At 59.7% G+C, this 26021-nt stretch carries 19 protein-coding genes and 1 pseudogene; 7 read left to right on the forward strand and 13 right to left on the reverse strand.

Annotated elements, in window-relative coordinates:
• Positions 1-549 precede the first annotated feature (549 nt).
• Entirely contained in the window at positions 550-849 is a 300-nt protein-coding gene (locus LG3211_RS27585) for a helix-turn-helix domain-containing protein (RefSeq protein WP_484502511.1), read from the forward strand.
• 50 nt (positions 850-899) lie between these two features.
• Positions 900-1124, forward strand: coding sequence for a helix-turn-helix transcriptional regulator (locus tag LG3211_RS25140; protein WP_083512749.1), 225 nt, complete (start codon positions 900-902; stop codon positions 1122-1124).
• 832 nt (positions 1125-1956) lie between these two features.
• Here LG3211_RS25140 and cyoD read toward each other — a convergent pair.
• The 4 genes from cyoD to LG3211_RS21975 are packed head-to-tail and all read right to left on the reverse strand — an operon-like array spanning position 1957 to position 5808.
• Entirely contained in the window at positions 1957-2304 is a 348-nt protein-coding gene (cyoD, locus tag LG3211_RS21960; protein WP_083512750.1) for a cytochrome o ubiquinol oxidase subunit IV, read from the reverse strand.
• Entirely contained in the window at positions 2301-2918 is a 618-nt protein-coding gene (locus LG3211_RS21965; protein ID WP_057944694.1) for a cytochrome c oxidase subunit 3, read from the reverse strand. The genes cyoD and LG3211_RS21965 overlap by 4 nt, the downstream gene beginning before the upstream one ends.
• Positions 2915-4879: a cbb3-type cytochrome c oxidase subunit I gene (locus LG3211_RS21970; protein ID WP_057944695.1), complete on the reverse strand. Its 1965-nt coding sequence runs from the start codon at positions 4877-4879 to the stop codon at positions 2915-2917. The genes LG3211_RS21965 and LG3211_RS21970 overlap by 4 nt, the downstream gene beginning before the upstream one ends.
• Entirely contained in the window at positions 4879-5808 is a 930-nt protein-coding gene (locus LG3211_RS21975; RefSeq protein ID WP_083512751.1) for a ubiquinol oxidase subunit II, read from the reverse strand. Before LG3211_RS21975 ends, LG3211_RS21970 begins: the two co-directional genes overlap by 1 nt.
• 1394 nt (positions 5809-7202) lie before the next feature.
• On the opposite strand from LG3211_RS21975, the gene LG3211_RS21980 reads away from it, so the two are divergent.
• The 5 genes and pseudogenes from LG3211_RS21980 to LG3211_RS22000 all read left to right on the forward strand — a co-directional run bounded on the left by LG3211_RS21980 (position 7203) and on the right by LG3211_RS22000 (position 13947).
• A complete protein-coding gene (locus LG3211_RS21980; protein WP_057944697.1) occupies positions 7203-8537 on the forward strand; it encodes a TolC family protein in 1335 nt (444 codons plus the stop codon).
• On the forward strand, positions 8534-9544 hold the full coding sequence (locus LG3211_RS21985; RefSeq protein WP_057944698.1) for an HlyD family secretion protein: 1011 nt from the start codon (positions 8534-8536) through the stop codon (positions 9542-9544). The genes LG3211_RS21980 and LG3211_RS21985 overlap by 4 nt, the downstream gene beginning before the upstream one ends.
• On the forward strand, positions 9529-10710 hold the full coding sequence (locus LG3211_RS21990; RefSeq protein WP_057944699.1) for an ABC transporter permease: 1182 nt from the start codon (positions 9529-9531) through the stop codon (positions 10708-10710). The genes LG3211_RS21985 and LG3211_RS21990 overlap by 16 nt, the downstream gene beginning before the upstream one ends.
• 62 nt (positions 10711-10772) lie before the next feature.
• Positions 10773-11729, forward strand: a pseudogene (locus LG3211_RS21995) (ABC transporter permease); the annotation flags it as partial.
• 184 nt (positions 11730-11913) lie between these two features.
• The gene (locus LG3211_RS22000; protein WP_187313078.1) at positions 11914-13947 is read left to right on the forward strand and encodes a TonB-dependent receptor family protein; all 2034 of its coding nucleotides are present in this window, start codon (positions 11914-11916) and stop codon (positions 13945-13947) included.
• A 42-nt stretch (positions 13948-13989) separates the two neighbouring features.
• On the opposite strand, the gene LG3211_RS22005 is transcribed toward LG3211_RS22000, so the two are convergent.
• The 9 genes from LG3211_RS22005 to pqqA form a co-directional block, all read right to left on the reverse strand.
• Positions 13990-15831, reverse strand: coding sequence for an esterase/lipase family protein (locus LG3211_RS22005; protein ID WP_237049794.1), 1842 nt, complete (start codon positions 15829-15831; stop codon positions 13990-13992).
• A gap of 261 nt (positions 15832-16092) precedes the next feature.
• Positions 16093-17103 carry a cytochrome d ubiquinol oxidase subunit II gene (gene cydB / locus LG3211_RS22010; protein ID WP_237049904.1) on the reverse strand — a complete coding sequence of 337 codons (1011 nt, stop codon included), beginning with the start codon at positions 17101-17103 and terminating at the stop codon, positions 16093-16095.
• A 358-nt stretch (positions 17104-17461) separates the two neighbouring features.
• Positions 17462-19882 carry a membrane-bound PQQ-dependent dehydrogenase, glucose/quinate/shikimate family gene (locus tag LG3211_RS22015; RefSeq protein ID WP_057944703.1) on the reverse strand — a complete coding sequence of 807 codons (2421 nt, stop codon included), beginning with the start codon at positions 19880-19882 and terminating at the stop codon, positions 17462-17464.
• A 65-nt stretch (positions 19883-19947) separates the two neighbouring features.
• Entirely contained in the window at positions 19948-20829 is an 882-nt protein-coding gene (locus tag LG3211_RS22020) for a MarC family NAAT transporter (protein ID WP_057944704.1), read from the reverse strand.
• 1044 nt (positions 20830-21873) lie between these two features.
• The gene (locus LG3211_RS22025; protein ID WP_148649084.1) at positions 21874-22104 is read right to left on the reverse strand and encodes a hypothetical protein; all 231 of its coding nucleotides are present in this window, start codon (positions 22102-22104) and stop codon (positions 21874-21876) included.
• 766 nt (positions 22105-22870) lie between these two features.
• Complete coding sequence (pqqE, locus tag LG3211_RS25145; protein ID WP_083512753.1) at positions 22871-23977, reverse strand: pyrroloquinoline quinone biosynthesis protein PqqE; 1107 nt, start codon at positions 23975-23977, stop codon at positions 22871-22873.
• The gene (gene pqqD, locus LG3211_RS22035; RefSeq protein ID WP_057944707.1) at positions 23974-24252 is read right to left on the reverse strand and encodes a pyrroloquinoline quinone biosynthesis peptide chaperone PqqD; all 279 of its coding nucleotides are present in this window, start codon (positions 24250-24252) and stop codon (positions 23974-23976) included. The genes pqqE and pqqD overlap by 4 nt, the downstream gene beginning before the upstream one ends.
• Positions 24240-25022 carry a pyrroloquinoline-quinone synthase PqqC gene (gene pqqC / locus LG3211_RS22040; RefSeq protein WP_057944708.1) on the reverse strand — a complete coding sequence of 261 codons (783 nt, stop codon included), beginning with the start codon at positions 25020-25022 and terminating at the stop codon, positions 24240-24242. Before pqqC ends, pqqD begins: the two co-directional genes overlap by 13 nt.
• Positions 25023-25514: 492 nt before the next feature.
• The gene (pqqA, locus tag LG3211_RS27590) at positions 25515-25748 is read right to left on the reverse strand and encodes a pyrroloquinoline quinone precursor peptide PqqA (protein WP_222837545.1); all 234 of its coding nucleotides are present in this window, start codon (positions 25746-25748) and stop codon (positions 25515-25517) included.
• Positions 25749-26021: the final 273 nt, after the last annotated feature.

Consider the following 26021-nt stretch of genomic DNA (forward strand, 5'->3'; position numbering starts at 1 on the left):
ACACATTCAGAGTGTCCGTAAAGATGAGGTATCGCTGCGGCTCGGCGTGATGCGGCTGCGGGAACCCGCCCCCCCCCCCCGCCGACGGCCCGATTCGTTAACCGTCATACAGACGCCCGGCACAAATTCACGCTCGCGGTTGCGGGACGCTCCCCAGCCCCATCTCTTACTCGTCCAGATACCGCCGTGCCTGGCAAGGCGACTGCACCGCCTGAGTATCTATCCCAGTGCATGCAGATTCCGGCACGGCTCGGCATGACGCAATGTTCCCGACCGGCCGACTCGCCCGCATCACCGGACGCATGCGCTAAGCGGCGAGGTCGAAGCGCTACGAGCGGGTAGCGCCCTACAACGCGTTGTTCAGCTTTCGGCGACCTTGTTCATGTAAGCCCTAAAGCCAGCCCCGACCGAAGGTAGGGAGGAGACGGCCCTGATTCGTATTGGCCTCCACTTTTGATCAATCTTCAAGTGGAGCGAATGATGAGTCTGGCAGAACGGGTTTCTGCGGCACGTAAGCAAGCACGCCTGTCACAGGAGCAGTTGGCAAGAATGCTGGGGGTATCCCTGCGATCAATCACCAATTGGGAAAAAGGCGGGGAAGCCCGACCGCCATCGACAGGACATTTGATCGAGCTAGCGATCAAGACCGGCGTGTCGATCGTATGGCTCGTGACCGGCCAGGAGCAAGGCATAGGATGCCACCCGCTTGACCACGCCGCAGATCGCGCGACGGCAGCGGCATCGGGTCGGCCGAGGCCTCAGCGCGATACGCAAACGGATTTCGGCGGGGAAACCGAAACGTCGTCAATCAACTTACAAGCCGGCTTGGCCGCAAGGTGGGCCCAGTGATCGACAGGAAACTGGGTCTATACACACCGCCCTATTCGAAAGACCCCACCATGGACATGGCCACGCGGATACGCGTGGCGCGACAACGTACCGGCATGACCCAGCACGAATTGGCTGCTCGGATGCATGTGACGCGCAATGCAGTCGCGAATTGGGAGCTCAATGCCCGGCCCAATCCGAGTCTGTCGCATCTGGTGCGGCTCGCAATAACCCTGAACGTTTCGTTCGAGTGGCTTGCGACCGGCCGTGGAGAGATGGTCATGGTTCCGGAATAGTCGGCGCCGTGCCGGAAGCTCCGAATCATAGAATCCCCATCGACGGGTCGGACGCAACGCCGTAAACGCGGTGATTTTTCCCAACGCGGAACGGCGAGTCATGCGTTTGAGCGCAACATCCTCGTGGAGTCCGACCTGCATGACGGCTCGGGGAGATAGGAGGGGTTGAAAATTTCCGACGGCCGCGAGCGCATCTACTACACTCCCGGCTGCACGATCTTGCCGCCGTCTTTACAAGGTCGTCTGCACGATTATCAAATCCCGATGTCCGAATCGTTGGCGGCTCGCTCCATTCCGATTGGAGTTGCCAGGATTTTGTGGACATCTGATCGGCGGGCTCAATTTGTCGTTTCGTTCTCATTCGCACTGACATAACCGCGGTAGATCTTCTTAGTTCGATTTGGCGTCGAACGGGAAATCGCACGCGATGGTTTATGCGAGCAATGCTCAGGATTTCAAGCATCAATTGAGGTCACGCCAACCCGATGCGCACTAACCCGCTTACAGGCTGACCTAGCGTGGCCTTGCGTCTCGTGCGCAGACACGGGAATCACTTCAGCTATCAGTATGGATACCAGCGGGTGCTCACGAAATCCTGGGAACTCCAGATTACGTGACCCGGCGAGTACTGAGTCTGGTATGTCGCTGGATATAGCCGCTCGAACTACGCGTCACTGCCTTCAGCGCTCCCCGCAAACGACGGACGGATGAACTGTACTCGGCAACGCCTGTGTGAGACGTGGGCACGAGGCAGCCCCGGCCCGAACAGGGCTGCCCCTCTCGTCAGCGTTCTTGTGCCAAGCCGCTTACACGTCGGCCGACGCGCAATGTATTACGGCATCATTCGGTGATGCAGGTCGGACATCACCCAACTGCCGCCGCCAATCATGATAGCGATGACGAGGGTTGTGAATACTAAGGCGATCGTTGCCTCGACCGGTGTCCGCCGGCCCGACCAGTGCAGGAAGAATCGAACATGGACCGCCGCCTGAATAGCCGCGAACAGGGCGATTAGCAGTAGCGTCGAGCGCCGGTCCAAAAGATCGTAGCCCGCGACAGCGAACGGCACCGCCGTCAAGATCACGGCGAATGCGAATCCGGCCGCATAACCGCCCAAATGCGGCTTGACCAGATGTGGTTGATTAATCGGCACATCGCCCTGATTGGCTTGATCGCTCATTTCAGCACCCCAGGCAGATAGACGAACGAGAAAATTCCGATCCAGACGATATCGAGGAAGTGCCAGAACAACCCGAGCCGATACAGGCGTGAAAAAACCGATTCCTTCAGTCCTCTTTTCGACAACTGCACAATCATCAGCACGATGCCGATCATGCCAAAGGCCACATGCAGGCCGTGGGCACCAAGCAAGGCAAAAAACGCACTGAGAAAGCCGCTGCGAGTGGGGCCTGCGCCTTGCTCGATCAGCTCGCGGAACTCAAGTACTTCGAGTACCAGAAATGCACCACCCAGCGCGAGCGTGACCAGCAGCCAGCCAATGGCCATGTTCTTTTTGGAAGACAACGCGGAAATCGTACCGAGCCCGAACGCCAGGCTCGAAGTCAGCAGTAGCGCAGTCTCGATCCCCGCGCGACTTAAGGAGACGATGTCTGCAATGGTCGGCCCGCCCGCTGTACCGTTCAACAGGACGGCAAAGTTTACGAACAAGATTCCGAATAGAACCGAGTCGTTCATCAAGTAGAACCAAAATCCCAACGCGCGCTCCCCGTGCGCTGAAGTCTTCACCTCCAACAGCTTGCCACGGCTCGGCTTGATAAACAGTGTGTCGCTCATGGCGCGATCTCCCCCCGTTGTTGCTGATCGAGCCAAGCGACCTCGGCTGCATCTATCTCGTATTCGGAATGATCGTTGAACATGCGGGAGACTACCACGATGAAAATTGCCGCAAAGCTGATCACAGCCAACCACCACATCCAGAACACCACGCCGAAACCAAGTAGGAACGCTGCCACGCCGATGATGAAACCGGCCGGGCTGGACTTTGGCATCTCGATGCTCGAATACGGCCCGGAATACAGATCGATGTTCCTTTCTTTGGCCTCGGCCCAGGTGTCCAGCCCCAGCACCTTGGGACTGCGAGCGAAATTGTAGGAAGGCGCTGGCGAAGGAATTGACCACTCTAGGGTCCGGCCATCCCAAGGGTCGCCGGTAGCGTCGCGCAGTTGGTTCCGGTTTCGGATGCTGACGTACAACTGCACCAGCAGACAGATGATGCCTAGCAGGATCAGAACCGCACCGCCTGACGCCACGTATAGCAGCGCCCGCATGTCTTCGTCGAAGATCAGCGATGAGCGCCTCGGCAGGCCCATCATGCCGAGGGCGTACAACGGAAGGAACGCAAAACAGAAGCCGAAGAACCAGCCCCAAAATGCGCGTTTTCCCCATCGCTCATCGAGTTGAAAACCGAACGCTTTCGGAAACCAGTACTGGTAGCCCGCGATGTACCCAAACAGCACGCCTGGGATGATCATGTTATGAAAATGGGCAACGAGGAACGTCGTGTTGTGTAGGTTGAAGTCCACGGCCGGGATCGCGTGCAGCACCCCGGTCATACCTCCGATCACGAATAACACCATAAAGCCGACTGTCCAATACATAGTCGAATGCATGCGTATACGGCCGCGATACATGGTGAACAGCCAGTTGAAGACCTTCACCCCAGTGGGGATGCCGATGACCATCGTGGCGATACCGAAAACGGCGTTTAGTTTCGGACTAGCGCCCATGGTGAAGAAGTGGTGAACCCATACCAGGGTCGAAATCACTGTGATGACCAAGGTGGCGTAGACCAGGGTCTTGTAGCCGAATAGCTTCTTCGACGAGAACGTGGTAACCACCTCGGAGAACACACCGAAAGCCGGCAACACCAGGATGTAGACTTCCGGATGCCCCCACATCCAGAACATGTTGGCAAAATTCATAAAATTGCCACCATCACCCGGCGTAAAGAAATGCGTCGAGAACAACCTATCGGAGGCCAGTAACGCCAGCGCGGCCGTCAGTGCTGGAAACGCGATAAGAATGATGACGCAGGCACAGAACACCGTCCAGGTGAATACCGGCATTTCCATCATCAGCATGTTATTCGCGCGTCGCCGCAGAATCGTGACCATCAAGTTGATCGCGGATAACGTGGTGCCGAACCCGCTGATGAACAACGCCCATATCCAATAGTCGACACCTACGCCGTCGTTGTACTGCGCCAACGAATAAGGCGGGTATCCGGTCCAGCCTGCGGTGGAAAACTTACCGATCACCAACGAGATCAACACCAAACCTGCGCCCGCCACGGTCAACCAGTAGCTGAGCGCGTTCAGGAACGGAAACGAGACATCGCGCGCGCCGATCTGAAGCGGAACTACGTAATTGGCAAGACCAGTAAAAAACGGCATTGCCATGAAGAAGATCATGATCGAGCCGTGCGCGGAGAACACTTGCTGAAAATGATCGCCTTCCAGGAATCCCGGGCCGTTGACCGCCGCTGCCTGATGGAACCGCATCATGATCCCGTCGGCGAAACCGCGCAGCAACATCACCAGCGCCAGAACTACATACATAATTCCGATCTTCTTATGATCGGAAGTGGTCAACCAGTTGCGCCACAGCCATCCCCACAGCTTGAACCAGGTCAATATACCGACCACGGCCAGCGCGCCCAGCAATGTGACCGCTGCGCCGCCGAGAGCGATCGGGCTGTAGAACGGCAAGGCTTCGTAGTTCAGGCGCCCTAGCATCAGTGATGTCCCTCTTGGTGTTTGTTGTCAGCATCCACACTCGGGGCAGCGGCCGACAGGCGCGCAGGTGGCGTGTGTGCAGGTGAGTACTTCTTGATGATGTCGACGAATAATCCCGGCTGTGCGCTGCGATAGGCGGTCACTGGATAGCCGTCTGTCGGTTTCACTAGCGCGTCATAAGCCGCGCGATCGAGCATGTTTGGCGATGCGTCCACCTTTCGCAGCCAGTGCTCAAACTCTTCGCTTGTCAGCACCCGCGTCTTGAAATGCTGGTGCGAAAAGCCAAGACCCGAGTAATTGCCGTTGCGGCCCTGCAGTTCGATCGTTCGGTCGGCGAGGAAGTTGGTGCGGGTCTCCATGCCCGGCATGGCATAGATCTGGGTGATCAGGCCGGGGACGAACAGTGAAGTCATCATCGGATCGGAAGATAGTCGGATCGTTACCGGACGATCCACCGGCACTACCAGATCGTTGACGGTCGCAATCCCTTGTTCGGGATAAATGAACAGCCATTTGAAGTCCAGCCCGACGGCCTGGATTTCTAGTGGCGCTTGCTTTCCTGCAATGGGCTTGTAGGGATCAAGATCGTGGGTGGAAAACCACGTGATCGCACCAATCACCGCCACAGTGATCAGCGGAACAAACAGGACAACCGCGCCGAGGGTGCGGGAACTGGTGAACTCGGGATCGTAATCGACACTTTTGGCGGACGCGCGGTAGCGCCAGACTACCCACAGCGTCGCCAAGATTATCGGCACAACGATCAACAGCATCGTTACTGTGGCGATCAGCAGCAGTTCGGTCTGTTTCCCGGCAACCGGGCCGACGGGGTTGAGAATGGGCATCCGGCTGATGGCGCATCCCGTAAGAGACAGAAGGCCAAGACCGGCGACCAAGAAACGGGCGCGGGGGATTACTCGATCCAACATCCAACTTCTCCTTGGCCCGAAGCCAAGAGCGCCGGCGTCCGAGTACGCCAGCGTTCAAGTACATTCGGCGCCGTTAATTCCAATGCTGCTACTGGAGAATCATCCTGTCAGCGCGAGAGAAATTTCAATCACACCTGCAGCCAGGGGCACTGGCATCACGGCAGTCTTGCCGAGCCAGTTCGCCCGTTCTCGGCAGTTGGTCGATCCCGATGACAACCCACCTTCACCACCCCAGAAAGAATGATCACAGTGAGGTATGCGAGCACCCGCATCCCGTCGCGAAAAATAGCCACATGCAGCGCCCGGCGCTGATGCCATTCATCTTACTGACTAGAGTGCGCAATGTAGGCCACCCGCACCTCCATCAATGAGCCTGTCCCGAGCGCTAGCGCCCCGCTCCCAGCGCCAGATTGGCGAACATCAACATGAAGGCAGCGATGACTTCGTCGAGCAAGTTGGCCGACGCGTGGCGGAATGCCGGAGCATCACACAACGCGGCGAGCTCCCGCGCCGGGTCGTCGGTATCGCGCTAATGCGCGGCGTAAGTCAAATATATCTTCACAGCGCCGATGAAGACGCCGGTCATCTACCCGGCGGTGAAACAGGAGATCAGATCCTGACATCGCCTATCGGCCATGACGAGCGTGATAGTCAGCATAGGATTCATGATCGCGCGCCGCCCAGGTCAGCAATAAAGATGCCCCTTCATCATCGCCACAAGACGAAGGTGACGATGCCTCACCCGGCATCGGCGACTGTTGACCGACCAAGCGCCAAGCATGATCAGTACTGCCGAGGCGAAAAACTCGCCCGGGCAAATCCTTTCGGGCGAAATCATGAATGCACACCTGGATCGAGAATGGCCACGACGCACCCGATCGGGACCCGCCCGCCCCCCCCGCACTACCGAATGCGTACCCGCTACGCAATGTGATTGCAACTGCGCATCCGCAAAGATCGCCCACTAAATCGTAATTCGATGTGCCGACGATAGTGAAACTCGACACCGTCATCATACGGGCCGCGCTTGCTCCACAGCTCGTATCACGCGAATAATCAATCACATTCGCCACGGTGCGACACTTCGCACTCGCGCAAAACTGACTTGCTCAAAATAATCAATCACATTTTCATCGCGAAAAAAAACAAGGCAACAGCTTCGCAACCCATTGTGGGTAGATTCGAATTATCTATACTCGCACTTGAGAACCACCTATCGAAAGCTAAAAGTGCGAACACATCGAATTCAAAGATTGTTATTCAATAATGCCGCAATCGGACCCAGGCTCCATCCCTTCCATCCGAACGAGGACCGCGCGCTACAACTCGATAGAGTCTCTGCATTAGGCGTGCGCCATAGAGTGCTATCGCTCTCTCTTGTGCTATTGCTCACTATGTCGCCGTTAGCCGCGCAAGAGATGCCAAGCGACGGAGCGCGGGCGCTGAGCTTCGAACAAGCCCGCTCGCGTTTGCTACAGAAGTCCGATGCGCTCGTCGCCAGCGAAGCCAATGTGGACAGCAAGCGCGATCTGCAGCAAGCGTCTCGCAGCCTGCGCTTGCCCGACATCACCTTGGATGCGCGCGAGATGAAGTTTCAGAAGTCTCTGGATTTGTCGTTGGGGCCGCTGGCTCCGGTGCTCGCACCCTTCGGTGCTCCGGCGACCTTGCACTTGAGCGACAGCGACTGGCGCTTCCGACCAAGCCTCACCGCATCCATGCCGATCTATACCGGCGGGCAGATTTCGGCCGCGCAGCACGCGGCTGCCGCCGCGGTACGCCAAGCCGAGGCGGAGCATGCCGGCGAGCGCCAGTCGCAAACGCTTCAACTGGTACAACTGTACTTTGGGCAACAGCTGGCTGCCTGGGCGCTAGAGGTCCGCAGCGATGTCCGCGACGGACTTCAGCGGCACCTCGATGATGCCGAGAAGCTCGAACGCGGTGGCATGGCGACGAAGGCCCAGCGCCTGCAAGCCACCGTCGCCCGCGATCAGGCCGAACGAGACTTCCAGCGGGCCAGGCACGATCACGACACGATAACCGCGACTTTGCAGCGGTTTCTGCGCGAAGACCGGGCCGTTGGAACCACCACGCCTTTGTTCGTGATCAGCACCCCGCTCGATGACTTTGACGCCTTTCAGCGTGCTGCGCGCAATCATCATCCGGCGCTGTTGCGCCTGCAAGCCATCGTCGATCAGACCAGCCAAAACGTGCGCGCGCAACAAGCCAAGCTCAAGCCGCAGATATTCCTGTTCGGTCAGCGCGATCTTTATCGCGACGACGCCTCGCTCACTGAGCCCGACTGGGTATTCGGCATTGGCTTGAAGTACGACCTTGTATCCAGCAGCAATCGCCCGCGCCAGATCGGCGCTGCCCGCGCGCAGTTCGAACAGGCCGAAGCGGGCCTGCGCGAGGCGCAGAATCAAGTGGCGATCTCGGTCACCAGCGCCTGGAATCAGTTGGAAACTGCTCGGCAACAGTTCCTGTTGCTGGACAGTTCCATCGCTCAGTCGCGCGAGAACCTGCGCTTGCAGGAACTGTCCTTCCGCGAAGGGCAGGCCACCTCGCTGGACGTCATCGACGCACGCCTGCGCCTGGGCTCGGCTTCGATCGATCGCGCCCAAGCGGCCTATCAATACGACATCGCACTGGCTCAGCTGCTGGAAGTCTCTGGCCGGATCGATGGTTATTCCGAATACGCCGAATGGGCCGACAAGGTAGTTTCGCAATGAACCAGAACGCTTCCCAGGAGACGGCCGGCGCCAAGCTCGGCCACAAACGACTCATCCTAATCGCGATTGTCGCGACGCTCATCATCGGCGGCCTGTGGCTGGCTGTGCGCAAACCGGACGGCTTAGTGCAAGGCACGGCCGACGCCGACACCATCAAGGTCTCGGCCAAGATCACTGCACGCATAGCCCGGTTGCATGTACGAGAGGGCGACCGGGTCAAGGCGGGCCAGATTCTGTTCGAACTTGACAGTCCCGAGGTACAGGCCAAGGGGCGCCAGGCCGGGGCGCTGCTCGACGCGGCGCGGGCTCAGGCCGCCAAAGCCGATGAAGGCGCGCGCCAGGAAGAGATTCGCGCGGCGGCGGCCAATTGGAAGCGCGCGGCGGCGGCGGTCGATCTGGCGCGCAGCACTTTTCGCCGCGTGGAGAACCTGTACCTCGAAGGCGTGGTCACCTTGCAAAAACGCGACGAGGCCTTGGCGCAACAGCGCAGCGCCGATGAAGCAGCCGCCGCGGCGCGCGCACAGTATGACCTAGCCATGGCCGGCACCCGCAGTCAGGATAAGTTGGCCGCGCAGGCGCAGGTGCGCCAAGCCGAGGGTGGCATGGATGAAGTGGAGGCGTCGCGCGTCGAAGTCCGCGGTTTGGCGCCGAGTGCGGGCGAAGTCAACAAACGATTGGCCGACATTGGCGAGCTCGTGCCAGCCGGCTACCCCGTGTTCACGCTGATCGATTTGAATCGGGTTTGGGTCGCCTTCTATCTGCGTGAGGAACAGTTCGCCGGACTCAAGCTGGGACAACATCTGCGGGGCCGCATTCCCGCGCTCTCTAGCGACGGGGAGTTTGAGGTGTATTTCATCAATCCGGCGGGCGATTTCGCCACCTGGAGGGCCACACGCCAGTCGGCGGGTTACGACATCAAGAGTTTCGAAGTGCGCGCTCGTCCGGTACGGCCGATCGCCGGATTCCGGCCCGGTATGAGCGTGCTGTTCGCATGGCCCAACCACTAACCCTCGTCGCAGCAACCCTCGCGTCGGCCCGACGCGAGATTACCTTTCTGCGCGGTAGCCGCTGGGACGCGGCTCAGATCACCTGGATCCCTTGGGGGATCCTGCTACTACTGATGGTGGTCTTCAGCCATACCGTCCTGCGCGATGTGCCCATAGCGGTGGTCGACCATGATCAGAGCCCTGCCAGCCGATCCCTGGTGCGTATGCTCAACGCTGCGCCCGGCGTCTACGTGCGGGCGACGCCTGCTGACCTCAGTCGGGCCTGGCCGATGGTGCGGCGCGTAGAGGTGTATGCCGTGGTCTATATTCCGCGAGACGCGTCGCGCGAAGCGGGACGCGGCCAGACCGCAACGGCGATCGCTTACTACAACGCCAGCTACATGACCACGGGGCAGGCGGCGTTCCGCGAGATCTCTGCAGTCGTGCAGGCCAACAACGCGGAGCTTTCGCTCGGCCGTGAGATGTTTCTGCATGGTCGCGGCGGCGTACGCGCTGAGCCGGTGCGAGTGCAGTCGAAGGTACTGTTCAACCCGGAACGAAGCTACGAACACTTTCTGCAATCGCTTCTGTTCCCTGCTGTACTTGAGTTGGCATTCTGTCTTGCGGTAGTCGGCGCGTTCGGTCGTGAATTGCGCGACGGCACCGCGCCGGCCTGGCTGGATGCTAGCGGTGGTAGGTTCATCGCTGCGATTGCGGGCAAGCTGCTGCCTTACCTGTCGTTGTTCATGATCTACGGCGCCCTCGCCCTGCTGTGGGTGGGCGGTCTGCGCAGCGGCGCGGTCGCCGGCAGCTTCGCCATGCTGCTAACGGGCTATGCTGGCATGTACCTGGCTTACGCCGCGATCGGCAGCTTGCTGATCGGCGCCACCCGCAGCATGGCCACTGCCCTGTCGCTCACCGGCATCTATGCTGGCGTGGCCATGGCGTTTTCCGGCGGCACGTTCCCGACCATCGAAGGCCCGCTGTTCACCCAGATCTGGAGCCGGTTGATGCCCTTCACTGCCTACGTTCAACTGCAGATGCAGCAGCTGGACGTAGGCGCGCCCTGGCGTGACTCACTTTGGCCACTAGCCACACTAGGGCTGTTCATGCTCATCGGCGGCGGTCTCGGCCTAAGACTCTATGCTCGCGCGCTGCACGATCCGGGCAGTTGGGGGCGGCGATGAACGAATTTCTCCGCGGGTTCCAAGGCGCACTCAAAGCAATCTTCAGTGATCGCGCCGCCGTGATGTCGATCATCGTCGCGACGATAATCTATTCGTTCTACTATCCGGCCGCTTACAGTCACCAGGTCGCTTCCCGGCTGCCTACTGTGGTCGTTGACCTCGACCGCAGTCCAATGAGCCGCGATCTGCTACGCAAGCTCAGCGCAGTCCGCGCGGTCGACCTGATCCCGCCGGAAGCCTCTCTCACCGCAGCGCGGGAGCGGGTGTCGGAAGGCAAGGCCGACGGCATCCTAATTGTCGACGCCGATTTCGAACGCGACATCCTGCGCGGCGAGCAAGGCCGGGTCACCTTTCTCGCCGAAGGCGCCTTGTTGAGCCGGGCCAATACAGTCCTGCAGGGCTTGGCCGACGCGGTCGCAGGTTTCTCGCAGGAAGCGGTGTTGGTACAGGCGCAGTTCGAAGGCCTGCCAAACACCGCGCCAATGCGCCTCGTGCAGCGCCCGCTGTTCAACACGCGCGAGGGCTATGCCAGCGCTGTGGTCACCGCGGTGTCCGTGTTGATCGTCCAGCAAACTCTGTTGCTAGGTATGGTTCTGCTGATCGGCACGCGCCAGGAACTGCGTGGACGCTTAGCACTGCGGACGGCGACGCTGTTCGGCAGTCTGAGTGCGTTCTGGCTGATCGGCACATTGAACCTGTTGTATTACTCGGGTTTCGTCTACTGGATCCAAGATTTTCCTCGCGGCGGCAATCTGCCCGGACTGTTCTTGTGCGCAATGCTATACATCGCCGCGGTGGTGAGTTTCGCCGCATTCGTCGGCAGCTTCTTCCGGGTTCGCGAACGCGCGATGCAAGTGATCTTGTTGCTGTCGATGCCGATGTACTTTCTGGCCGGACTGTCTTGGCCATCGACATCCATGCCGCCTTGGTTGCTTTGGCCTGCCAAGCTGGTGCCGACCACGGCCGGCATTAACGTGATGGTCAAGATCAATGCTATGGGCGCGAGTCTTGACGAAGTGCTTCCAGAACTGGGAACGCTAACGTTGTTGGCGGTCGTTTACGGCGCTCTGGCAATGTGGCGCTATCGTCTGCCGGTGAACTCCGCCCCCCTGTCGCGACCTAACGATGCGCAAGAGTAGTTCCAGCAAAACCAGGCCGTGGCATACCGCGTTGTACGTAGCGTTGACAACCAATGGATATTGCGTGGCCGCTGAGCCTCAAATCGATCCGGCTACGCAGTTGGATACGGTACGCGTCCTTGGCGATCGACGTCCGCTGTCTGGATTTCCGGGCTCGGTCAGCATCATCGAAGGTGAGACGCTGCGCGACGGGCAGCGCCAGGTGAGCTTGGCCGAGACCTTGGCGCGCGTGCCCGGCATCAACGTACTGGACCGGCAGAACTATTCTCAGGATCTACAGATCCAGAGCCGTGGCTACGGCGCCCGTTCGACGTTTGGCATTCGCGGTATCAAACTGGTCGTCGACGGAATCCCCGCCACTGCACTGGACGGCCAAGGCCAAGCCTCCTCCTTTCCGATCGGCTCGCTGGACCGGATCGAGGTGTTACGCGGCCCGCTGGCATTGCAGTACGGCAACGCCGCCGGAGGCGTCATCCTCGCCGAGACCGCATTGGACGGCGCGGATGGCGTGCAGGCATCCGCATGGACCGGCAGCCACCGCAGCCGCCGAGTCGAAGCGGGTGCGCTGGGCGGCGGCGGCGATTGGCGCTGGCGCGCGCATGGCAGCCATTTCATCAGTAGCGGTGAGCGAGCGCACAGCGCCGCCGAGCGCGCCCAACTCAACATGGTCGCGCAATGGTCGCCCGACGACCGTCGCAATCTGCGCTTGGTGTTGACGGGATTGACCCAGCCCTACACGGACGATCCGCTCGGCCTGAGCCGCCAGCAACTGCAGCGCACCCCGCGCGGCACCGATCCGGCCGCGTTCACGTTCGATACCCGCAAGCGCATCGACAACCTGCAGATCGGAGCGCGCCTGGAGGATACCTATGCACAGGGACGCTCCTATTGGATCGGCGCTCACGGCATCCAGCGCGATATCGTGCAATTCCTGTCCGTTCCAGTCAGCGCGCAACGAGCGCCCACTAGCGCCGGAGGCGTCGTCGACGTGGGCCGGATCAGCGCCGGCCTTGATTTTGGCCACCGCTCGCAAAGTCCGGAGGGATCACTGCTGATCGGCCTGGAATTAGGCCGGCTCAATGAGGACAGAAAAGGCTATGAGAACTTCGTCGGCACCGGCGCCGCACCGCGTCTTGGTGTGCGCGGCCGGTTGCGCCGCGACGAGGACAACAGGGTCCGCAGCACCGACGCCTTCGCGGTCGCCGACCGCAGCCTGGGCGAGCACTGGAAGATGCTCGTGGCCCTGCGCTACGGTCGCATGCGGTTTTCTTCGGATGACGACTACCGTGCAGCGGGGAATGGCGACGACGGAGGCCGGCTCAACTACCGCAAGACTACGTTCTCGCTAGGCGTCGCCCGCGCTTTCGCCGAGGGCGAGTTGTTCGCGAGCGTCGGCAACGGCTACGAAACCCCGACGGTTACCGAACTGGCCTACGGGCCCGACAATCTCTCCGGCTTCAATCGCGAACTTCGCGCCGCGCGCTACACCACTGCCGAGGTGGGCGTACGCTGGCGCCCGCGTTGGGGCGAGGTCACCGCGACGGTGTATCGCATCGACGGCAACGACGAGATCGTGCCCGCGACAAGCAGCGGCGGGCGCGCCAGCTTCACCAATGCTGGCGACACCCTCCGGACTGGCGCCGAATTCGGGATCAACGGCCGCTGGGGTTCACAGTGGTCTTACCTTGCCTCACTCAACTGGACCCGTGCGCGCTTCGCGAGCCCATTCTCATACAACACCATATCGGGTAGGCGCTTCGTCGCATCGAACAACCGCGTGCCAGGCATAGCGCAGACCAGCGGGTATGCCGAACTAGCCTGGGAGACCGCCGACGCCGTACTCGACTCCGCTCTCGAGCTTCGCGTCCGCAGCGCAACCGCCGTGGACGATCTCAATAGCGAACAAGCCGCCGGCTATGCCCAATTCGCGTTGCGCCTGCAATGGCACGGATCGCGCGGCTGGAAAGGATTCGTTCGAGCGGACAATCTGTTCGACCGCGACTATGTCGGCTCTGTGATCGTCAACGAGAGCAACGCACGCTTCTACGAACCTGGCGCGGGCCGCAGTTTCACTGTGGGAGTGGAGCGTCGGCAGTAACGCGACTCCCTTCGTTTCGAGTAGCGCGCACTCACAATCGATTCAGCGTGCGCCGGCCTGCAGAGTCGCGACATCCTCGTGCAAGATACGGCGCACCTCGTTGATCGCCGCCGCGGTCTTCTGCACACTGTGGCCGGAAGTAATCACTATTTCCGAAACAGCTTCTGGCAGGTGCGAACTGGAATACGGCACCAGACCGTCGTCCGACGCTTCCAGCGCTACCTTGGGATTACGTCGGGCAATGATCGAGTGATAGCGCATGTTCGGCGAAATCGGCAGATCCGCCGCGACTCGGACGAAGGGATTGGTTTGGCTGAGGTTATCCACGCTATTGGGGATAGCACGGCGCGAACCGTCTGCGTGCTTGCCCTTGGCAAGCTCCTGCATAATATCGCCGAAACCGGAATTCAATGTGTCGGGGAGCTTGATCAGCCCCGCCAGCCATTGCACCAGTCCCGTGCCCGCCACTCGGGTACCGCGATGGGGCGAAGCGATGAAAATCACTCGCTCTACGTGCGGCAGCGGCTCGAAGCGCAGCAGCGGATCAAGCCGGGCGCGCATGGATTCGGCATGTTTGTCGTCGACCGCATATTCCTGCCGGAGTTCGTTCCACAGCGTATCCCCGGAAGAGGACACCAATAGCCGAGCAAGCACTCCGCCCATGCTGTGGCCAATCAACACCATGTCGTGCGAGGCACGCGAACCGCCATCCCGATCGAAGTGGCGCAAGCTGCGAAGGATGGCGTCGCGGATGGTCGCCTGGTTATAGGAAAGCGGCGCATTCGTCGGGTAGTACACCTGCCAGACCTGGAACTGCTCGCGCAGCGCCTGATCGCCGGTCACCTCGTTGACGACGTTGACCCACGCTTCCGGACTGCTGGCGAGCCCGTGCAACATGACCAGGATACGGCGATTCGGATCGAACGGCTGCATCATGTAGATATGCGGCCTGTCGATGCCCTGCTTTCGCCCGAGCAACGTGCTGATTGCCTGCCGCGAGAAACGCGCCCGGGATAGCCACAAGGCGTATCCCGCAGTGAAGTCCGCCGACAGTGGGACACGCTTGCCTTGAATGTCAGTCGCATCATCCTGATAGGGGTCGTGCACGGCGATTCGTGCCTCCCGTGTGGCCAGTACTTCGCTGAGATTTTTCCCTGTGAAATGAATTAAGGCTGTTAGCGTGGGCGAGGGCATTTCGCTGTAGGCCGGTCGATCGCGCCCATCCGATTCGGCGTCCACCATGTCTGGCTCGTCGTTCATCACTGCCACCAGCTCTGTACCCAGACCGTCGCGTCGGTAGGTGCTCAGCAGTCCAGAAAACGCTAGCGTGTTTGCCGGGATCAGTTCCTTTGGAAGGGTCGCCCCTTCTGGGAAACGCACTCTCGATGCGTCCATGTGGATTTTCCAGCCAGCCGCCTCGAACGTATTGCGAATGCTGGTCTCCTCTCCGTCTCCCCGCCGTTTCTGATACAGACCGGTGACGATCCGCTGCGTGGCATAGTCGTAGTAATCGGCTACCTGCACCTGCCGCGCCTCGAGTGCTCGCTCACCGGTCGAGCGAGCAGAAAAGAACAAATAAGCATAGGCGTTCCGCGCGACTTCGAACCACGCGTCCAGGGTTGCATCGTTCGCGATCTTTTCGCGCGTGACCGCCTCCTTCAACCACAGTTCCGTGACAGCGGCGAGGCGTCGTTCATCTGGCTCATCGACACGCATGGAAAGCGCATCGATGCAATCCCGGGAGATTTTTGCGCATTGGGCCTGATCCAAGCCGGTGGCGCGCAATACCTCGTGGGTCGCCGCGCTTACCTTCCCCGAGCTGAGCACATCGCCACGCTCATTGACAATGTACTCGCGCGGGCTCAGCGTGCTGGTCTTGACCATCGCGCAACCGCACAGCGATGCCAATGAGAGTGCGGCCCACAGCGCCGCGTTAAGTCTCGTGCTCAAGTTGCTCAACATAGGGCGCTATCTATCAATGATATTTTTGGTTGAAACTGCAACAGGGCCTGCGGGCTCCGAGTTCGCCCAACACCGGCTCCATCGATAGGCGTACCGCGACTGTGCAAAGCCGATGTGGCGGCAGGCCGGTGGGGAACCACCGCCCCTGGGAACCATAGCCATGACCATCACGGCAGGCCGCACTCATCGGCGTCGGTCATCGTGGCGGTCCTTTCCGAGGAATACCCAGTAATTCAGCGCTGTGTAGGCAACCACGAAGGGCAAAATGATCGCGGTTTTAATCAATGCCAGCACTTGGCTGCAATGGGCTGAAGGTGCGTTCCAAAGGCCCACGTCGGGTGAAACGATGTTTGGGAATATGCTGATGATCAATCCACTATAGGCCAGTAACATTAGGCTCATAGCGAACAGAAACGGCGCGCATTCCCGCCGCCGCTCAACCGCGCGCAGAATCCCGATCACACAGCCCAGCACCAGCAATGGCATGAGCAGGAAGTACGGCAAGTTATGCGGATCGAGCCAACGCGCGCGCACTTCTGCCTGACCGATCACCGTCCACAAGCTCACGATGCCTATCATCGCCAGCAAGGCGGGAGTCAACAGGCGCATCGCAATGAACATACCTTGCTGCAGAGGGCCGCGCGTCTTCATGATCAGCCAAGCACAGCCTAAAGCGGCATAAGCCACCAACAGGCCGATCCCACAGAACAGGCTGAACGGCGACAGCCAGTCCCAGTCGTCACCGGCGTAGTGCTGCTCGATCGCGGGGGTGCCTTGCAGCAAGATTCCGAGCACCATGCCCTGCGCCAGGGTCGCCAACGCCGAGCCGCCACAGAAAGCCGCGTCGCAAAGGAAACGGGTGCGATTGAACTTGGCGCGCAGCTTGAAAGCCACGCCGCGGAAGATCAGCCCGCACAGCATCAGTACCAACGGAAGGTACCCCGCCGGCAGTAAGGTCGCGTAAGCCACCGGAAACGCCGCGAATAGAGCCGCTCCGCATAACACCAGCCAAGTCTCGTTCCCGCCCCAGATCGGCGCGAGCGTGTTCATCATCAGTTGACGGTCGCAGTCGCCACGAAAGAAGGGAAACAGCAAGCCGACGCCCAGCTCAAAACCGTTGAGCGTCCCGTAAACGAAAATGCCGAACGCGATCACCGCTATCAGTAGCGTCGGCAAATCAAGGCCGATACCCATATCGGTCACCCTAGCCTCGCCCCTTCCAACACAGCCGGGTATCTAGCCAGGCCAATGCTCAGCACAGGAACACGATGTGAAACGACGCCGTGAAGGAGAACTGCACCCTCGTCAGTAACAAGGCATCTTTCTCGATCATGAAAGTACCCTGGCCCACGGGCCTTGAGAAAACCCATGCGCGATCGACTGTTAGAAATCGCCGCTGACATCGCCGACTGCCATGCAGTAGCCCGCTCGCAACGGCGCACCATCCAAGCAATCGCTGTCCGCTTCACTCTGCCAACGGCCGTGCGATCTATAAGATCAGAAGTCGTCCACCGCTCCCGCGAGTTCCATTCGTGGGAGCGGCTTCGATCGGTCATTGAGCAGACTGTCCACTTGCATCGGGCAAGGCATACGCGACCACGTAGTCGCCGACCGGCGTCTGCATGAAGTGGTGGCCGCCGGCCATCATCACCAGGTACTGACGCCCTCCCACCTCATACGTCATCGGCGTAGCCTGACCGCCAGCCGGCAGCACATCGCTCCAAACCACCTTGCCGGTTTTCATGTCGATGGCACGGATCAAGCCGTCGGTCGCTGCGGCGACAAATACCAAGCCGCCGGCAGTAATAATCGGCCCACCATTATTGGGCGTACCGACTTCGATCGGCATGTATGTCGGAAGACCGAACGGACCGTTGGCGCGTGCGGTGCCAAGCGGCCGCTGCCACAGCACCTTGCGGGTGTGCATATCGATTGCAGTGATCATTCCGTACGGCGGTTCGTTGCACAGGATATTGGTGAACTTCACCATGAACGGATGGACGTCCACGCCGTAAGGCGTCTGCGCCATCGCGCCGGGACCTTCGGCGCCACCACCACCCGGTTTGTACTCGGGATCGTCAATCGCTTTCAGGCCACGCGCATCGGCCTGGTCGCGCGAGAGTAATTGGTTGTACATCGGCGTGTTGTTCCAATTCCCCACCAGGATGCCCGTCTGCGGGTCGAACGCCATGCTGCCCCAGTCGGTGCCACCGTTGTAGCCGGGATACTCGATCCAGGGCCGACTCATGCTCGGCGCCGTGAACTCGCCCTCGTAGCGGGCCTTTCGGAATAGGATGCGGCAATACAGCTGATCCAATGGGGTCATGCCCCACATCCGCTGCTCGGTCAAGTCGGGAAAACCAAGCCGCGGCATACCGACTGACCACGGCTGCGTCGGCGCGCGCGGATCACCCTGCAACACTGCTGCTGGCGCCGGCCGCTCCTCGACCGGGGTCAGCGGCGTACCGTTGCGGCGATCGAGCACGAAGGTCTGCCCTCGCTTAGTCGACACAATGATGGCCGGCACCGTCTGACCATCCTCGCCGGGATAGTCCATCAACGTGGGCTGGGATCCGATGTCGTAGTCCCACACGTCTTTGTGCACAGTCTGGAACACCCAGCGTTGCTCGCCGGTAGCAGCGTCCAACGCGACCACGGCGCTGGACACCCGATTTTCCTCTGGCGAACGTAGGGCGCTGTAATAGTCGGCAGCGGAGTTTCCAGTGGGTACGTAGACCAGGCCCAGTGCGTCATCGCCGATCATCGCGCCCCAAGAATTTGGCGTACCGGGGCTGTAGGTCTTGCCCGGCGGCGGCTCATTGCGATCGTATGGACGTTTTACGTCCCAGGCCCAAACGAACCGACCGGTTTCCGCGCTGTAGCCGCGGATAACGCCGGACGGAGCCCAGCGGCGCTGGCCGTCAAGTACCTGGTGGTTGACCACTACTACTCCGTTGACAATCGGTGGCGGCGAAGTGGTTGCAACGAAGCCTGGCACGACCTTGCCGAAGCCAACCATCATGTCGGTCTGGCCGTTGTTGCCGAAATCCGGGCAGAGCTTGCCAGTTTCCGTATCAACCGCGATCAAACGCATGTCCAGGGTGGCTTCGATGATGCGGCGCTTGCAAACCGCGCCCTCTGCCACCTGATTGGATTCGTAGTAACTGACGCCACGGCAGGCGGCGGTATACGGCACACTTGTGTATTTGACGCCCGCATCGAAGCGCCAGACTTCCTTGCCGGTAGCAGGATCCAACCGCATCAGATTGTTGGTTGCAGTGCACAAGTACAGGCCATTACCGATTTTGAGCGGAGTGGTCTGTGCCCCCCATTTGTTGACCTTGCCGGTCGGTGGCAAATCCCCGGTGCGATAGGTCCACACGCGTTTGAGTTGCCCGACATTGGCCGCGGTGAGCTGCGCCAGCGGCGAGTAACGCGTGGCCTCTTTGTCGCGGCCGTAGGCGATCCAATCGCCCGATGCCGGCGCAGGGCGCGTCGCCTTCGCCAAAGGGCTGTCGGGAATCGCCGTGGTGGGCGAGGTGACGTGGTAAGGGACGAAGGCGAATACGAAGGCGACCGCAAAGATCGCCGCCATAACGCCGGTCGCCGCCCACGACTGCTTGCGGGTGAAGCCCAACCGCGGGAGCAGCAGTGCGATCACCATGCCCAGCCCGGTCAACAGCCCCAAGCGTGGCACCCAGCCCCAATAGCTGGATCCCGATTCCCAGATGGTCCACACGATCGTGGCGACGAACACGCCGCCGAACAACCAGACACCATCCCGGCGATCACGGAACAGCTGACCGCCGGATACCATCAGCGCCAAGCCCGTTAACAGGTAGTACCAGGAACCGCCGAGGACCGCCAGATAGACGCCGCCGCCAAACAACGCGAGGCCAAGCAGGAATACAACAGCCGAGACGAGGCGCATTGGCCAGGGATTATTTATCAGAATATCGAGCTTAAGAGGCATAAGCCTTCCTCGGAGTTAAATAGAACTACGCTATGCAGGCAGGCCGCTGCGCCCTGCCGTAACATTCAAACGATTGACTTCTCTTGGCTCATCGAGCCTGCTTCGTCGCAGCTGCGCGCAATTGCCCGGCCGCCAACCACGAGAAATGGCCACGCGACCGACAAGGCGGGTGCCGCAGCGCTCGTCGTCCATTCGCGACCCGAAGAGAACTCCGACTCGCCCGCAATATCGGCATCCCATCGCGAATCCACACGCGCCACCCTCACGTTGGCTTCGGTCCGGACCTGCGGGCGCAGTTCCTGGCGATAAATCTCCAGCCCCCCGTTGATGACGAACTGGACACCCATGCTGATCAGCAAGAACCCCATGAGCCTGGAGATAGCATCCAGGCCAGACGCGCCGAGGACGCGCATCATCGACCCGGCTCCTTTCAGTCCGACCCAGGTCAGTGCGCCGAACAGCGCAGCCACCGTCAGCACCGCCAAATGCGAGGTCCACGCGATCGACTTCTCACTCTGTGCAGTGCTGGCGATGCTGACTATCAGGGCCATGCTGCCGGGGCCGATAGTGCTCGGCATCGCCAGGGGAAAGAACGAAAAATCCTGCATCTTCTTCGGCTGCCGAGCCACGTCCTCGGACAGCGTTTCCTGATCATCCTTGGCCGAGGGAAACAGCATCGAGAAGCCGATGTAGCTGACGGTCAGTCCACCGGCGATGCGCAGGCCGGGAATAGAGATCCCGAGCCCATGCATCAGCATCGTGCCGAGATAGTAGGTCGCCACCATGATCACCACGACATTGATCGATGTCTTGATGATCTGGCGGTCGATCTCACGAGCGCTGTAGTGGCGGCTAATGGTCGGCAGCAATGCCATGGTTGCCAGCGGGTTCGCCAACGGCAATAGCGTGGCGAATCCGAACACAACCTTTTGAAGGTAATCGCTCATCGCCGCCCCTGAATCCAGCGGCCCGCGAACCGCGCCGAGGCACCGTACGGGGGGCTCCAGTTGCTCACGAGTATTTCACTAAGCATGGCTTCGCGAGCAAAGGTTATGAGCGACGAATCTATCCGCACATATTCCATCCAACGTTCCTCTTCGTTTCGCGTGAGACCCATTGAATCCCACCTTCTAACGCACCGACGCCCATCAACGGAGCCGAGCTCACGCTCGCCGACCTAACGATCAGAGCGCCATCAACGCGATGGCATACCGCATAGCTAGGAGGACATCGTCGATATCAGCGACTGCTGGCTCTGCCGCAGCCATCGACGGCCATGAATCCCAACCGGCTCAGGCCCATTTCGTATTCCATGGACCAACTTTCGGAACGAATGGATAGCCTGTGGCCGCTCAGAAACTCCAGAACCCAGCCTTCTTTCGACCTGATGTCGGCACACTGGCGCCTTCGAGGAACCTCGGCACGCCTCGGGCGAGATACGACCCAAGCGATTTATGCCATCGCTTCATCACTAATGATGTGCCGAGAACCTTGCTCGGCATCGCGCCCCCGCCGAGCACGAGAGGCAACACGCAGCAACCCGTGCACGGCGGCCGGCCCGCTCGAGCTATCGAGCGCCGCTTTCCAGGGCCTGACCCGACATCAACCCGAGAGGCGTTCACCATAGCGCTCTCAGCTAGTTCTCGTCGGACGCCCGAATGGGCTCGGAGGGCATGCCCGCTTAGGGCGCACCACCAAGTCTGCTGCTTACTCATCACTTCGCCAACGTATTAACTGCGGAAGTCGTAGACAAACGCCTGCTGTCACCCGACCTTACAAAACGATGCGCGCAACGCCTTCTGCACTTCGCTCACTTCACCGCGAACCACCGGAACAATCAATCACATTCCGGGAAAACCATCGGCCGATTGGCAGTGAACCCGGCATCCATGAGAAGAACCCGGCGCAATGTACGGCGCATCCGCGCACAATGTGAAAACCGAGCACTACTCGCGCTCTTCGCACTACGCCGGACGCCCCTTCCGACCACCCTACCCAGCACGCTCCAGGCCGTAGTAGTCGAGCTTGTCCTGAGGAATGTCCCGGGAACCGACCTTGCTCCACAGAAAGCTTATGACTACCTGCCTTTCGGACGCGCTTTCCAGGCGCACGTCGCACAGCGCCTCTAGTGATTGCACATAGGCCAACGCAACATCTTGCAAAGGAACAAAGTCCAGCAACGATCCTGGCCTTCGATTCAGGGTGATTTGGTAACGAGACAAGGCTGCCCCTCCGATGGTTCGCGCGCTCGGCTTAGTTCGCCGCGGCACCCACCAGGACCACCGCTTACTCAGCACTCGCCAACGCATTAATTTTCTGAAGCCGCCGACGAACGCTTGTCATCGCCCGACCTTGCAAAACAGTATCTGCAACGCGCTTTGCGCTTTGCGCTTTGCGCTTTGCGCTTGATCTACTACACGGCGAATCAGCGGAACAATCAATCACAACCTCAGAAAGCCGCCCGCGGAGTCCCAATGGAACCCGTACCTATCAGCGATGCTCGGCGTGATGCCACCTCCTGCGAACATCTGCAAGAGACGAACCACTACGCCCCTTCCCTTCTGCCGATTCTGAGCAATCGGATGCCCGCTAAACGGCACCTACATATTCACCGGCGTGCCGCTGTAGGCCTGGCAGTTGCCTGGCACCGTACCGCTGCTACGCGACTACGGGCCAATAGGACATACGTCGTTGGCAGGTTGTGGCCAATGATCGCCGTTGAGAGCGCCTTTTCGAGATGATAGAGGGGCTGAATGGATTGCGCTGCCCCCTGCTTTTTGCCGGGGCTTCGCGTAGCCACACGCTAAGCGAACGGCTGCACGCTGCGGCGAAAGAAAGCGTAGATACCTCCGACGCATCCGAAATTTTTCGTTATCCGCCTTACAAACATGGATAGCGAGAGTGTGTCAGAGAGCTTGATGCCTACAGAAAGTAAAGCGCGAAGCAGCCGCCTGCAGACGCGCTTCACTATAGGCACTGAAGACACCGCTACGAGTCGAAGCCTTCTCTCTTTCCGTGACGATAGATAAAAGCTGGGCCAGCGGCATGCGCTTCACTGCGCGCAAGCTCGCGAAGGCGGCTGTGATCGAGTGAGCGTTCGCAGACCGGATCGAGCGTATCTGCACTACCGCCCAGCGCAAGGGCCTGGCAGCGGCAACCGCCCCAATCGATCTCGCGATAATCGCAACTCCGACATGGCGCCGGCATCCAGTCACTGCCACGGTAGCGCTTGAAGGCCTCCGAGTGATACCAGATATCTGCTAGCGACCGCTCGCGCACCGAGTCGAATTGCAAGCTCCGAATTGTCTCAGCAGCATGACAAGGAAGCGCCCTCCCCTCCGGCGTGATATTAACGAAGCGCCTGGCCCAGCCACCCATACAGGCCTTAGGCCGACGCGCGTAGTAATCCGGCGTTACGTAGTCGATAGTCAGCACGCCGCGCAGCCGCGTGCGCGCCTCTTCAACAGCCGCAGTGGCAGTATCGACCTGCCCGCGGGTGGGCAGTAGCGCGGCACGATTGAGCAGACCCCAGCCATAGTACTGGGTATGTGCGACCTCGACTCGAGTAGCGCCCAGACTCACCGCCAGCGCGATCATATCCGTCACTCGCTCGATGTTATGGCGATGAATGACGACGTTGATCGTCAAAGGCATTCCAAGCGCACACACCCAGCTGGCGCAAGCGAGCTTACGTGCGTGGCTATTACGATAACCTGCGACGCGATTGGATTCGGTGGCAACACTGTCCTGGATGCTAAGTTGGACGTGATCAAGCCCAGCGTCCCGCAGGACCGCGAGTCTCTCGAGGTCCAATGCGACGCCAGAAGTAATGAGATTGTTATACAAACCCCTCTGCCGCGAGCGGAACAGTAGCTCAGGCAGGTCTTTTCGGAGCGTGGGTTCACCACCAGAGAAATGCGCCTGTAGAACACCTAGCGTTGCAGCTTCGTCGATCACTCGCAGCCAATCCGCGGTATCCAGTTCAGCACGCTGACTGATCAGTTGCAGCGGGTTGGAGCAATAGGGGCACGACAGTGGGCAGCGGTGCGTCAATTCCAGCAGGATCGCCAGCGGCGGTGGAAACGAAGCGTTCATTTGCACAGCAACTGCTTTCCGTGAAGAACGTCGAGTAGCTCCATCACGTCGTCAGAGATCTGCGAAGGATCCGCTTGAAAATCACGCGATAACAGGGCAACGAGAGAGTTAATATCCCCCTGCCCATCCAGGCGAGCCAGCACTTCGTAGGCGATATCATCCAGCTCAATCACGCGTTCGGGCGCGAGCAGCACCCATTGTCCACGCACCACGTCGCGGCATAGACGCACGCCACTTGCCAAACGCAGTACGCTGCTTGGGGTTAATGTCGCCATAGTCGGACCCGCTCATCCCTCGCCTCACTTGGATGAAATGCTCCGGGCGGAATTAGGCCAGGATCAACGTATGCCAGATAGAGCGCGTCAAGCTGCGACCATAGTATGTCGCACTTGAATTGCAGTGCCTGGATCGCGTCGAATTGCTGCTGGGGCGTACGCGCGTGGCACTTTACGTAGTTTAGGGCGAAGCTCGCGTCTTGCGGCGCCTGAAATAAACGCTGATTGAAGTAGCTCAGTGCGTCGCTTGAGACGAAGTCATAGTTGGCAAGCATGCTGCTGATGCGCTGACTGATAATGGTGGGCGCGAACAGTTCCGTCAAAGAAGAAGCGATCGCCTCGAGCAGGCTTCGCTCGCGAACAAAATGGACATAGGCTTGTACGGCAAAGCGCGTGCCCGGGAGCAGACCGCGGCCAGACTCCACCAATTCGCGATCTAGACCAAGTTCGTCTGTTAAACGTAGCCAGCGCGCGATACCACCATCATCGGCGCCGTCACCATCGTGATCGATGATGCGCTGTCGCCAGACACGGCGAAGGTCTGGCGCCTCGATACGCGCCAATAGCGCTGCATCCTTGAGCGGAATACAGCGTTGGTACTCGAAACGATTCAATGCCCAAGCCTGGACTTGGCCACGACTGAGTCCACCATCATGCAGAAGAACATGAAACGGATGCTTATCATGATAGCGCTCTGCGCCGATGGCACGTAACTGCGCTTCCAATTGGTCGGGCGACCACGCGGTCTCGGGAGGGGAAAAAGCATTCACAAGCGAATATCCATTCGATCCTTGGCTACCTCCCAACTGTCTGCATCGACGAAGGCCCGTTCGGGGATGATCGCGTTGAGAATAGAGTTGATAGTGTTGCTGTAGACAAAATGTTGCGGCGCAGATCGAGACGGGCGACAGCGGCATCAGAACAGCCGGCGGAAATCTGCCCATACGGGCGCCACTCTTCTCATATATGTCGGCAACGGCCATTTCACTGTCGAACTACGCGCCGTCAAGAAGCTCCCCCACGCGCGCAACCCAGGGGCACTCTGCGCAACAGGATGCACAGAAGACGCGTGTGCGTCCGCTACCAATCTCAAAGCTGAGCATTTCCTCAGGCCACGTTGAGCGCAGGCCGCTCCCTCATGCACAACAGCATCTTGCCAAGCACACTGAAGATGGCAATACGCCAATCAAACGGACTATCGAGGCCGAAAGTCTCAGAAATCAGAAGAGCAAAAGTCGCAACGGACGGTAGCTGCCTCGTTGTCAGAACAAGTCGCCCGAGGAATACGAATTTATTTCGCAACCACAAGCGATCTCACGGATTTGCGGCCTTGACCAAACCTTCATACTTCTTCCTTTGTCTTTTGGGAAATAAACTAAAAATACAAGCGTGCATCCAGCCGCCATGAAATTTATGCAAGATCTCGTTTTCATGCGTCGAAGGTGATGATCACGCCTTAGGTTCACGCCACCTAGCTGGAACTGCCATGCCGGCATCAACACCACAGTGTTGCCTGCTAAACAAGTCTGCCTAAAAGATAAGTTCTTAATGCGACAGGACCAGTTCTTCTAGCACGTAACGTGACAAATTGAACGTCAACACGCGATGAAATTCTCTGTTGATCTGCGCCCATCATCCATCGCTCACTGCTTACTACATAGCTGCTCCCACGCACCTACTCCTTCACCAGTTTTTTCACTCCGTCGCCATTTCGCACGGCATTTGGCATCGGACACACTCATGCCGTCAAACTTGCTGCCTCGTACTGG

Origin of the sequence: Lysobacter gummosus, from assembly GCF_001442805.1 — a bacterium.
In the GTDB taxonomy this organism is placed as follows: domain Bacteria; phylum Pseudomonadota; class Gammaproteobacteria; order Xanthomonadales; family Xanthomonadaceae; genus Lysobacter; species Lysobacter gummosus.